Source organism: Beduinella massiliensis (assembly GCF_900199405.1).
Classification (GTDB): domain Bacteria; phylum Bacillota; class Clostridia; order Christensenellales; family Aristaeellaceae; genus Beduinella; species Beduinella massiliensis.
The window spans coordinates 2787850-2800204 of the sequence record NZ_LT963430.1 but is presented as its reverse complement, the minus strand read 5'-3'; the positions used below and the strand labels follow the sequence as shown (position 1 = coordinate 2800204).

The window sequence follows — 12355 nt, the reverse complement described above, 5'->3', positions numbered from 1 at the left end:
AATCAGCGGACGCCGGGGCGACACTGCGGCGTCCGCAAGAAAGGCGAATCCTGGATATGAAAATTACGCATCTTCGTACGGACCACCTGACGTCGCCGCTTGGAACGCGCCTCCTGGCGCCGAGCCTTTCCTACGTCGTAGAGGCGTCGACCGGAAAGAGCCAGCAGTCTGCGCGCATTGAGATCAGCGACACGCCGGACTTTGAAAGGCTTCTCTTCGACAGCGGACGCTGTGAGTCGATCTCTTCACTCGGGTTTGTGCCGCCCATAGCGCTTTCCCCGCGCACGCGCTATTACTGGCGCGTGAGCGTCTGGGCGGACGACGGGGACTTTGGCGTAAGCGAGACCGCGTGCTTTGAAACCGGCAAGCGGGACGAGCCGTGGCAGGCATCCTGGATCTGCGCGCCTTTTGAAAAGGACGTGCATCCTGTCCTGCTGCGCCGCTTTGAGCTTGGGCAGCGTCCGGTAAGCGCCCGCGTCTACATGACGGGTGTCGGCCTGTACGAGCTGTACGTCAACGGCGTTAAGGCGGGGGACGAATACCTTGCGCCGTTTTACACGGACTACGAAAAGTGGATTCAGGTGCAAACCTACGACGTCACGTCCATGCTGCGGGCGGGCGAAAACGAGCTGCGCGTGATGCTCGGCAACGGCTGGTACAAGGGGCGCATCGGCTTTGACGGCGGCAGGACGGACGTCTACGGCGACACCCTCCAGGCGATCTGCGAGCTGCGTGCGTGCCTGCCGGATGGGGAATACGTGCTGGGCTCGGACGAACGGTGGCTGTGCCGTCCCTCCCCGGTGCTGGAGAGCAGCATCTACGACGGCGAGACGTATGACGCGCGCATGGAAACCATGGAGACGCTGCTGTCCGCCGTCCGAACGGACGCACCGGAAGGAAAATTGTGCGACCGCATGAGCCCGCCGCTTCGCATCTGCGACCAAAGAAAGCCGCTGTGCCTGCTGCATACGCCCAGGAACGAGTGGGTGCTCGACTTTGGTCAGGTGATGACCGGCTGGGTGGAGTTTGAAACCGACCTGCCTGCGGGTGCCGCGGTCAAGCTGGAGTATGGCGAGCTGCTGCAAAACGACTGCTTTTATCAGGAAAACCTGCGTACGGCGAAGCAGGCTTACACGTTCATATCCCGCGGAAAGCCCGAACACGCGCGCCCGCACTTCACGTTCTATGGCTTCCGCTTCGTGCGTGTGACGGGCCTGGAGGACATTTGCGCGGAAAACTTCACCGCCTGCGTGCTGCATTCGGATTTGGAAAGGACCGGCTCCGTTGAAACCTCGAACGAGAAGGTCAACCGCCTCATTCAAAATGCGTACTGGGGGCAGATCGGCAACTTCGTGGACGTGCCGACGGACTGCCCGCAGCGCGACGAGCGCATGGGTTGGACGGGCGACGCGCAGGTGTTTGCGCCGACCGCGAGCTTTAATCAGTATACCCCGGCGTTCTACGCGAAGTTTTTGCAGGACATGGTGCAGGAACAGCGGACGCTGAACGGCTCGGTGCCGTTCGTCGTTCCGGACGTCATCAGCAGACTGCGGCGCGTGATGGACAAGGCGACCGCCTTCTCGAGCGACCATGGCTCCTGCGCCTGGGGCGACGCTGCGGTGATGATCCCCTGGACGCTCTATACGTTCTTCGGCGACCGCGAGCTGCTTTCGCGCCAGTTCGAGAACATGACGCGCTGGGTGGAATATATCTACGACCAGGACGAGCGGCTGTGCGGCGGATCGCGCCTGTGGGCCTGCGGCTTTCACTTCGCGGACTGGCTTGCGCTGGACAACCCCGACAAGGATACGAGCTTTGGCGGGACAGATCCCTACTTCGTGGCATCGGCCTACTACTACTATTCCACGCATGTCACGGCGCAGGCGGCGGCCGTTCTGGGGCGGGAGAAGGAGCGGGAGCGCTACGAGAAGCTGGCGCAGGAGATCAAGCACGCGCTGCAAAGGGAATACTTTACCCCGACCGGGCGCATCGCCGTGCCCACGCAAACCGCGCTCGTGATGGCGCTGTTCATGGATTTTGCGCCGGAGGAGCACCGGGAACGCCTGATCGCCGACTTAAAGGCGCGCCTGGAGGCGCGGGATATGCACCTGGACACGGGGTTCGTAGGCACGTACTATCTGCCGCGCGCGCTCACAAAGTGCGGCCTGTCCGACTGCGCGTATACGCTTCTGCTCAAGGAGGATTACCCGAGCTGGCTGTACGAGGTGAACATGGGCGCTACGACCGTGTGGGAGCGGTGGAATTCCGTGCTGCCCAGCGGCCTCGTCAGCGACACGGGTATGAACAGCATGAACCACTACGCCTACGGTTCGGTGGTCGAGTGGATGTACCGGTGCATGTGCGGGCTGAACCCCGACGCGCCGGGCTTCAAGCGGGCGGTGATCGAACCGCACAGCGACGAACGCTTTGACTTTGTAAAGGCGGTCTACGATTCGGCCTCGGGCCGCTACGAATGCGGCTGGCGGCATACGGCGCAGGGCGTGCTGTACAGCGTGCGCGTGCCGTTCGACGCACAGGCGCGCTTCGTGCCGGAAAAACCGGATGCGCGCCTCTGGCTGCACGGCGAAGAAGCGGAGCTGGTGGACGGCGCGCTGCCCATCGGCCCGGGCGAGTGGGAAATCCTCTGGAAGAAATAAGCCCCTTTTGCCGGCGGGAGCGTTGTCTCCCGCCTTTTTTGTGTGCATTCCGTTCGGATAGATTGACATTTGTAAATACACGGCGGTATACTGAATCCATCTTTGATTTTCGTGGAGGATGGAGCGATGCGGAGGATTCTTTCGTATCTCCGGCCCTACGTAGGCGGAATGGTGCTCGGGCTCGTCATCAAATTTATCGGAACGATCATGGATTTGCTCCTGCCCTGGATTCTGGCTCACATGATCGACGACGTGGTGCCTACGGGCGAACGGCAGGTCATCTACCTTTGGGGGCTTGCGATGCTCGGCTGTTCGGCCGTCGCCGTGATCGGCAACATCGCCGCCAACCGCATGGCCTCCCGTGTGTCGCGAGACGCCACGCGCGCCATCCGGCGCGACCTGTTTGCGAAGGTTTCCTGCCTTTCGAGCCGGCAGATGGATGCGTTCACCGCGCCGAGCCTGATTTCCCGCCTCACGAGCGACACGTACAACATGAACGCCTTCTTGGGGCGCATTCAGCGTCTCGGCGTGCGCGCGCCGATCCTGCTGCTCGGCGGGGTGACGGTGACGCTGATGCTGGATGTGCACCTGAGTCTCGTGCTGCTTTCGACCCTGCCGCTGCTCGCCGCGGGTATCGTTCTCATCTCCCGCAAGGGTATTCCGCTTTACGGCGAGCTGCGAGAGGCCGGGGACCGCATGGTGCGCATCGTGCGCGACAACGTGACAGGCATCCGGGTCATCAAGGCGCTTTCCCGCACGGAATACGAAAAGCGACGCTTCGGTGGCATCAACGCGGAGGTGTCGGAAAAGGAGACGCACGCCTCCTCGGTCATGGCTGCGACGAACCCACTGATGAACCTCCTGTTGAACCTGGGCCTGACCGGCGTCATCGTCGCGGGCGCGTTTCTGGTGCAGGAGGGCCGCACGGAGCCCGGCAAGATCATCGCGTTTCTGACGTACTTTACAATCATCCTCAACGCCCTGCTCTCGGTCAACCGCATGTTCGTGCTCTATTCGCAGGCCAGCGCCTCCGCCGCGCGCATTCAGGAGGTGCTGGACGCGCCGGAGGAGGAAGAGACGTCCACGGAGGACGTGGTCGCGACGGACGATCATATCCGCTTTGAGGACGTGAGCTTTTCCTACAGCGGCCAGGGCCAAGCCCTGTCGCACGTCAGTTTTTCGCTGCGGCGCGGCCAGACGCTCGGCGTCATGGGGGCGACGGGCAGCGGCAAGACGACGCTCGTGCAGCTGCTGCAGCGCTTTTATCCTGTGGACGAGGGGCGCATCCGCATCTGCGGGCGCGACGTTCGCGGCATCCCACAGGGCGAGCTGCACCGCATGTTCGGCGTGGCGTTTCAAAGCGACGCGTTCTTCGCGGACACGATTCTGGAGAACATCGATCTGGGGCGCGGACTTTCCCGCGAGCAGATCGAGCGCGCGGCGAAATGCGCGCAGGCGGCCTCGTTCATCGAGGCCTTTGAGGACGGCTATGCCCATCAGCTGACGGCGAAGGGGACGAATCTGTCCGGCGGGCAGCGCCAGCGACTGCTCATCGCCCGCGCGCTGGCGGGCGATCCCGAGATCCTGATTCTGGACGATTCCAGCAGCGCGCTGGACTATCGGACGGACGCGGCCCTGCGCAAGGCCCTGCGCGCGCATTATCCGGATACGACGACGATCCTCATCGCGCAGCGGGTTTCGAGCGTACGGCGCGCGGATGTCATCCTCGTGCTCGAGGAGGGAGCGGTGCTCGGCGTCGGTACGCATGAGGAATTGATGCGCACGTGCGCGGCCTACCGGGAGACGGCGATCATTCAGATGGGAGGCGAGGACGATGCCGCAGCCCAGGGGTAATCTGGAGCGTCCAAAGGACCGGCGGGGCGTCATCCTGCGCCTGACGCGGTACCTGCTGCGCTACAAGGGAATGGTCGTACTGGCGATAGCACTGACGATTTCGAGCAACCTCTTCCAGCTCGTCGGCCCTACGCTGTGCGGGCTTGCAATCGACGCGGTGGAGCCCGGCCCCGGGCGCGTGGACTTCGCGCGCGTGTTCACCTATGCCGGATGGATGGTCGCGTTCTACGCCGCGTCTGCGCTGCTCTCCTACGCGCTTTCCATCCTGATGATTCGCATCAGCCAGCGGATCACGCGGCAGATGCGAAAGGACGTCTACGACAAGCTGATGGAGCTGCCCATCGCCTACTTCGACCGCACGCAGACGGGCGACATCCTCAGCCGCATCTCCTACGACATCGACACGGTGAACGCCTCGCTCTCCAGCGACCTGGTGCAGATTCTCACCAGCGTGATAACCGTCGTGGGCGCACTTGTCATGATGGTGCGCCTTTCGCCGGCGCTAGTGCTCGTCTTTTGCGTGACGGTGCCCGCCTCCGTGCTGCTCACGCGCTATATGACCGGTAAGGTTCGTCCGCTGTTCCGGCGGCGCAGCGCAAGCCTGGGCGAGCTCAACGGCTTTGTGGAGGAGATGGTGTCCGGCCAGCGTACGCTGCGCGCCTACCGGCGCGAGACGTACGTCCAGCAACAGTTCGCGGAGAAGAACGAGGACGCTGTGCAGTCCTATTACCGTGCGGAGTATTACGGCAGCATGACGGGGCCCTGCGTCAACCTCATCAACAACATTTCGCTTTCACTCATCAGCGTCATGGGCGCGCTGCTATACCTCGCGGGCGGCATCACGCTGGGCAACGTCTCCTCCTTCGTGCTTTACTCGCGCAAGTTTTCAGGGCCGATCAACGAGGCGGCAAACATCCTGAGCGAGCTGCAGAGCGCCTGTGCGGCGGCCGAGCGGGTGTTCCGCCTGCTGGACGAAGCGCCAGAGGCGGCGGACGCCCCGGACGCCCCGCCGCTCGCCTGCGGGCAGGGGGAGGTTCGGGTGTCGGATCTCTCGTTCGGCTACGACCGCGACCGGATGATCCTTCAGAACGTGAGCCTCGTCGCGCGTCCCGGCAGCCTGGTGGCGATCGTGGGCCCGACGGGCGCGGGCAAGACGACGCTCATCAACCTGCTGATGCGCTTTTACGACCCGCAGGCCGGTTCCATCGAGATCGACGGCCAGGAGACGCGCCGCGTGACGCGAAGCAGCCTGCGCGGATCGTTCGCGATGGTGCTCCAGGATACCTGGCTCTTCGGCGGCACGATTTATGAAAACATCGCTTACGGCGCGGGCAGCGCTACGCGCGAGCAGGTCGTCGCGGCGGCCAAGGCAGCCCACATTCACGGAGCGATCATGCAGCTGCCGGAGGGCTACGACACGGTTCTGCGCGAGGACGGCGCGAACATCTCCAAAGGCCAGAAACAGCTGCTCACCATCGCGCGGGCGATGCTGCAAAGCGCGCACATGCTGATCCTGGACGAGGCGACCTCCAACGTCGATACGCGGACCGAACTGCACATTCAGGCGGCCATGCGCAGCCTCATGCGGGACAAGACCTGCTTCGTCATCGCGCACAGGCTTTCAACCATCACGAGCGCGGACGTCATCCTGGTCGTTCGGGACGGCAACATCGTGGAGCAGGGCTCACATGGGGAATTGATGCGCAGAGGCGGGTTCTATTCGGAACTGTACCGCGCGCAGTTTGAATGAGAGGGCCCACGCTCCGGTTACAAAAGGACGTCCTCCCGCAGAGCGCGTAGGAACTCTGGGGGAGGACGTCCTGTATTTGATATTTCTGGGAAAATGGTCAGACTTCGCGGGCGTCGACGATTCTGGCGCAGCCATTGAAGCGCGAGAATCGCTTTAGGCACCCTTCCAGCGCCGCGGCGAGCTTTTTCGTCTGCCTGACGCCGTCTTCATACCAGATGTTTTTGACGGTCAGCGTCTGAGATTTGCGATCCACGGCAGCCTCTACGCGTCCGGCAAAGCGCTCGCCAAAGAGCAGGGGGAGGACGTAAAAACCGTACTTCCGTTTTTCGGCGGGCGTGTAGATTTCCCACGTGTAATCAAAGCCGAACAGCGCCCGGATCAGCCTGCGGTCCCAAAGAAGGCAGTCCAGCGGAGCGATCAGCTCGCAGCGCGGCTTATGCGGTGCATCCGCCAGGACGGTATCCAGAAGCGCCGCGTCCTCCGCGCGGCAGTACAGCACATCGCGAAGGCCGTCCACGCTGACGTCCAAAATGCTCCCTTCCAAGAGCAGCTGATTAAAGGCGGCGCTTCGCTGTGCGGATTTCAGCCCCCAGATGTTGAGCCACGCGTCAGAGGGGCGGTTCCAGAGCAGCCCTACCGCCCCGATGCGCCTGAGAACACGCCATTTTTGGTGTTCCGCCTCGTCGCCCAGCGGATCCGGCGCATGCAGCAGCTCCGACGGCAGGTGCCTTTCCGACAGGTCGTAATACTTGCGCGTGCCCCTCTTGTGGTGAATGACGAGATCGCCGGAAGAGTACATCTGCTCCAGCACCGAGCGCGCAAGGTGGGTGCCGCCGCTCCAATGGATGGCCGAGCGCCAGAAAAATGCGCCGTCAAGGGTGAGATCGTCCGAACAGAGCGGGCCTCTTTCTTCGATCGCCGCGCGTACCTCGCCGCAAAGCGCCCGCATCTGCGGATAGCTCTCGCCGTGGAGGCGCGCCGCCTCCCGGTAGCGTTCAAAGTACGGCCAATCCTCGACCGGGAAGATGGAGAGGTTTTTGTCCGGATAATCCACGAGGCGGCGGTCGACGTACAGGAGCTGATAGAGGTCGTCCTTCTGAAATCCCTTCACGCGGGATTGGAGGACGAGTTCCGCGTTTTTTCCGCAGGCGTCCACAGGGTCGAATTGAATGCAGCCCGCCTGCCGGATGAAGTCGAGGACGCCCTGCTTGCCCGTAAAACGATGCCCGCCGAGCAGGCCGTGCTTGAGCAGCAGGAACCGCCTCGCCTGAAGGGGAGTCAGCCTTATCATACAGATCCTCCGGGTGATTGAAAGGTGAGCCGGCGCGCCGGGGAGGTCTACGCGCCCGTACAGGCGCGGTTTTTGCCCTCTTTTTTTGCCCTGTAGAGCAGGCTGTCCGCAGAGGCAACGGCTTCGGCGAGCGGCTGATCCGGGGAAAGGGCGTACGCGCCGACGCTGATGGACAGCGGAAGTCCATCCGGGCGGCGCACACGCCCGGCAATCATGTCGCAAAGCTCCTGCGCGCGCTGGGACAGTGCGCCTGCCTCTATAGCAGGCAGCAGGACGAGAAATTCGTCGCCTCCGTAGCGGCAGGCGACGCCGTCCCCCGCCCAGTCGCGCAATGCGGAGCCGACCGCTTGCAGCACCTGATCGCCCCCCTCATGACCGCAGGCGTCGTTGATTTGTTTGAATTCGTCGATGTCCAACAGCAGCACCGCCGCCTGCCCTCCGCAGCGCGCGCGCAGATCCGCCTCGTGGCGAAAGAGACCTGCGCGGTTGTGAATGCCCGTCAGCGGGTCGGTCAGGCTGGTGAGGACCGCATTCTGGTATTGGTCGATGATGTGCAGCGCGATGCCCAAGCTGGAACAGAGGGTTTCCACGGTGTCCTGATGCTCCTGCTCGTAAAAGGCGGTAACGTGGTGGTACAGGTAGAGCATGCCCAGCACTTGCGTCTGATAGCGGATGGGGACGAGCAGGATGGAACCGGTGGTGGGCGCGCCGATTTCGGGAAGCGGCGGCAGCGTGTCCCGCTGCGCGGAGACGTCCGCCATCTTGAGCGGCGCGCTTTGCGTGAGGCACTGAACGACCGTGCCGTAATGGTCCCAGGACGCGCGTTCCTCTTCGCGTCCGGCGCTGAGCTGCTCTGCCGGATAAAACCGGCCTGTCCGTTCATTCCGCACTGCGAGCTCCAACGCGTCAAAGGGGCAGATATCGCCGAGTTCCTCCACAAGGCAGACGCGCACGCCCGTATAGTCGAGGCACGCGGTGATCCGCTGCCCCAGCACGGACAGCCTGCGGATGCGCCGGTAGAGCGCCGCGCTCGCCCGGCTGAAGGCGTTGCGTCCGCCCGCCTCGTCCTCAAAGGCAAAGATTTCGTCTGCCAAGGACATGGCGTGCTGGTGCATATCGTCCAGCATACGGTAGTAGGTGCAGGCCTTTTCGGGTTTGCCCCAGCGGCTGTAGAGGAGAGCCGCCTCGCGCACGAGGTCGTATTGGCTCATCATCGCGGCGCCGCCGCTTTCGAGCACCTGCAAAAAGACATTTTCGGCCTCTTCAAAGCGGCCGTGAAATACGTGGCGCAACGCGACGGCAAAGCCGGCGTTTCGCTGGTCGAAGCTTTCCTCTCCGTCAAAGGGGTTTTGGCGGATCATGCGCTCATACCAGCTGTCCAGCGCGTTTCCGTCGCCGCGCATGTAGGCGATGCGCATGAGACTGGGATAGATTTGCCAGGGAAAGATATCGCTATGCCGCTCAATCAGCTTTTGAAAGAGCGCTTCCGCTTCCTCCAGACGGCCATTTTGGGCAAGCGCGTCCGCATAGCGAAACTGAGTGACCACGCGTGTGGCGGGCGGGAGCATGGAAAGATACTCCATGCTCAATTCCAGTTGACGAAGCGCCTTTTGATGCAGGCCGATCTCCGAGAGGAACGCCGCCGTATTGTTGAGCAGCGCGCAGTAGGTGCGTGCGTTGTGCTCGGGGTCGACGAGGGTGATGCCCTCGGCGGCGTTTCGGTAGGCGCCGATGTAGTCGTGGCGCAGGCTGTAGCCGAGCACGGCGTTGTTGAGGATGGAAAGATACGCGGGCGTGTGCTCGTAGCCCGGAACCGCGGCGATGACGCGGCGCGCCTCTTCGTTCGCATCCATGGCCGCGTCGAGCTCCGAAATGTATAAAAACCAGAAACGCATGACGAGCGACACGGCGAGCGCATACACGAACCCGCGCCTGCGTGCGATTTCCTCGACGCGGTCCACATACGTAAGCCCAAGCGCGGGATGCGACACGTTGGTCAGAACGAACTGACGGATGGACTCCGACGCCTGCTCGTCCGTTTCCAACTGGCGCAGGAGCGTTTCAGAGGCATCCCGGAGCGTCTGGTCCTCGCCGGGCTGCGCGCCGTCGCGCATGTTTTGTTCATCGGGCACCGGGGTCACCGTCCTTTGCCTGCTGCGGCAGGAGCGCTTTTGAATATTGGTGAAAGTCAATAAATGATTATACCATCCTTATGTCCTCTTTTCAAGCACAACGGCGGGAGATGCGGCGCGGGCGGTGTAGGAGTACAATACATATTGGACAGTAGAAGAAAAAAAAGGATGAAGGATATGGCCTCATCGGTTATAGTTGGAGTTGCGGACAACAACTATACGAGAGGGGGCCACATCCTTCATGAGCAAGAGTATAACACAGGACATGGCATATCGGCAATCCCTGATGAAGTATGCGGAGAAATACGGCGTGAGCCGGGCCAGCCGGAAATACAACAAGAGCCGGTCGTATATCTACTTCTGGAAAGCTCGCTGGGATGGGAGCATGGCCTCCCTGGCCTGCCAGTCTCGGCGTCCCCACAGTCATCCCAACCAGCATACCGAAGCGGAGCTGAAGCTAATCCGGGATATGCGCCGCAGAAATCCCAAACTAGGTATGGTGGAACTGTGGCACCGCTTACGCCGACGAGGATATAACCGTCGCCCGGAGAGCCTCTTCCGCGTGATGCGGAAACTAGGGTTATTCCCACAAGCAGAGAAGAAGCCGGCTTATAGGTCCAAGCCTTATGAGCAGATGACCTATCCTGGACAGCGCGTTCAGGTGGATGTGAAGGTGGTGCCTCACCGCTGTATCGCGGACCCGGAGCTGCGCCTGTTTCAGTACACTGCCATGGATGAGTTTACCCGACTGCGCTTCCTGGCCGCTTACCCTGAGCAGTCCACCTATTCTTCCGCTGACTTTCTCAAAAGGCTGTTCAAGTGGTATGCCCGCCGGGGTATCCGGGTAGAGTGTGTCCAGACCGACAACGGCTTTGAATTCACCAACCGCTTTTCCAACAGCAAACGCAATCAGGTAACTCTGTTTGAGAAAACGGCTGCTGATCTGGGAATTCGGCATAAGCTCATAAAACCATACACACCTCGCCACAACGGTAAGGTTGAACGCAGTCACAGAGAAGACCAAAAGCTATTCTACAATACCCACTCTTTCTTCTCGCTCGATGACTTTGGTGGGCAGCTAGCTGTCCACCAAGCTCGCACCAACAACAGACCGATGCGCTCTCTCCTTTGGGCTTCGCCTAGAGAGTTCCTTCTTGCTTTCACTGTCCAAGATGTTTGACAAACCTACAAACGGCGGGAGATGCGGCGCGGGCGGGGAAAAGAAAAGGATTGACAGACGCGCGGCGGAATGGTATAAACAGGGTAGAAAGCTGAATATCGGACGATGGAAATGGGGAGAGACCGCCTATGCGGCGCCGAAGGGGAAGCGCAACAAACTCTCAGGCAAAAAGACCCGTTCCGGACGAAACTCTGGAAAGCAGCGATGCACCGAAGAAGCAACCCGGCGCTCGTCGGGGAATCTTTCAGGTAACAAAACAGAGGCGTACGACTTCTATGTCGTGCGCCTCTTTTGTACGGTTTAAGGATCGAACTGATAAAATTTAAACGAACGGAGGGTGAACCCATGGAACGAAGGACGCCTCTATACGAATGCCACGAGCGTGCGGGAGGCAAAATTGTGCCCTTTGCGGGGTATCTGCTGCCGGTGCAGTACAAGACGGGGGTGATTGCGGAGCATATGGCGGTGCGCACGGCCTGTGGTCTGTTCGACGTGTCGCATATGGGCGAGGTCGTCGTCAAGGGCGCGGATGCGCTGGACAATTTGCAGCGCCTTTTTACGAACGACATGAGCGGCATGCAGAATGGACGCGTGCGGTACAGCCCGATGTGCAACGAATCGGGCGGGGTGGTGGACGACCTGATCGCCTACAAGCTGTCGGACGCCTGCTATCTCGTGGTGGTGAACGCGGCCAATCGGGAAAAGGACGTCGCCTGGATGCGGGCACACCTGCAGGGGGACGTCGCGTTGACGGACATCTCAGATGGGGTAGCTCAGCTTGCCCTGCAAGGGCCGAAGGCGCGCGGCATCCTTGCCCGTTTGACGGAGGAGGAAAACATCCCGACGAAGTATTACAGCTTTGTGCCCAGAAAGAACGTGGCGGGCATTCCCTGTCTGATTTCAAAGACCGGCTACACGGGCGAGGATGGCTTTGAGCTGTACTGCGCAAACGAGGATGCGCCGAAGCTATGGGACGCGCTGCTCGAGGCGGGCGCGGCGGACGGGCTGATTCCCTGTGGGTTGGGCGCGCGCGATACGCTCCGGCTGGAGGCCGCGATGCCCCTGTACGGGCACGAGATGGACGACGAGATCACCCCCTTGGAGACGGGGCTTGCCGCGTTCGTAAAGCTCGGCAAGGAAGCGCCGTTCATCGGGCGGGAAGCGCTGCTTCAAAAAGGCCCGCCGCAGCGTACGCGCGTGGGCCTTCAGATGACGGGGCGCGGCATCGCGCGCGAGCACTGCGCCGTATACATCGGCGGAGAGCGGATCGGCGAGACGACATCGGGCACGCATTGCCCGTATTTGCAGCAGGCGGTCGCCATGGCGCTCGTGGAGGTCGAGTGCAGCGCGCCGGGCACGAAGGTCGAGGTGGACGTCCGCGGACGTCGGATCGAGGCTGAAGTCGTTCCGCTGCCGTTTTACAAAAAGCCCAGGAAGGCGTAAAGGCCTGAGCTAGGCCTGCGATAGATAAAGAGACCGATTAAGAGGAGG

General features: G+C 61.7%; 7 protein-coding genes and 1 riboswitch. Of the genes, 5 read left to right on the top strand and 2 right to left on the bottom strand.

What is annotated here, in order from left to right:
- Positions 1 to 56: 56 nt before the first annotated feature.
- The 3 genes from C1725_RS13555 to C1725_RS13545 all read left to right on the top strand — a co-directional run bounded on the left by C1725_RS13555 (position 57) and on the right by C1725_RS13545 (position 6261).
- Entirely contained in the window at positions 57 to 2657 is a 2601-nt protein-coding gene (locus C1725_RS13555) for a family 78 glycoside hydrolase catalytic domain (RefSeq protein WP_102412118.1), read from the top strand.
- A 126-nt stretch (positions 2658 to 2783) separates the two neighbouring features.
- The gene (locus C1725_RS13550) at positions 2784 to 4511 is read left to right on the top strand and encodes an ABC transporter transmembrane domain-containing protein (RefSeq protein ID WP_102412117.1); all 1728 of its coding nucleotides are present in this window, start codon (positions 2784 to 2786) and stop codon (positions 4509 to 4511) included.
- On the top strand, positions 4492 to 6261 hold the full coding sequence (locus C1725_RS13545; protein ID WP_102412116.1) for an ABC transporter transmembrane domain-containing protein: 1770 nt from the start codon (positions 4492 to 4494) through the stop codon (positions 6259 to 6261). Before C1725_RS13550 ends, C1725_RS13545 begins: the two co-directional genes overlap by 20 nt.
- A gap of 97 nt (positions 6262 to 6358) precedes the next feature.
- Here the strand turns inward: C1725_RS13545 and C1725_RS13540 are convergent, their stop codons facing one another.
- Together C1725_RS13540 and C1725_RS13535 are read right to left on the bottom strand one after the other, a co-directional pair.
- Positions 6359 to 7552 (bottom strand): DNA glycosylase AlkZ-like family protein, encoded by a 1194-nt coding sequence (locus C1725_RS13540; RefSeq protein ID WP_102412115.1) that lies wholly within the window; start codon positions 7550 to 7552, stop codon positions 6359 to 6361.
- A 47-nt stretch (positions 7553 to 7599) separates the two neighbouring features.
- Positions 7600 to 9684 carry a diguanylate cyclase domain-containing protein gene (locus tag C1725_RS13535; RefSeq protein ID WP_146009253.1) on the bottom strand — a complete coding sequence of 695 codons (2085 nt, stop codon included), beginning with the start codon at positions 9682 to 9684 and terminating at the stop codon, positions 7600 to 7602.
- Between the two features lie 241 nt (positions 9685 to 9925).
- Between C1725_RS13535 and C1725_RS13530 the strand changes: the two genes are divergently transcribed.
- Together C1725_RS13530 and gcvT are read left to right on the top strand one after the other, a co-directional pair.
- A complete protein-coding gene (locus C1725_RS13530; protein WP_102412113.1) occupies positions 9926 to 10864 on the top strand; it encodes a DDE-type integrase/transposase/recombinase in 939 nt (312 codons plus the stop codon).
- Between the two features lie 103 nt (positions 10865 to 10967).
- Positions 10968 to 11050: riboswitch (glycine riboswitch) on the top strand.
- A gap of 159 nt (positions 11051 to 11209) precedes the next feature.
- Positions 11210 to 12307, top strand: a complete 1098-nt coding sequence (gene gcvT / locus C1725_RS13525) for a glycine cleavage system aminomethyltransferase GcvT (protein WP_102412112.1) — start codon at positions 11210 to 11212, stop codon at positions 12305 to 12307.
- Positions 12308 to 12355 lie beyond the last annotated feature (48 nt).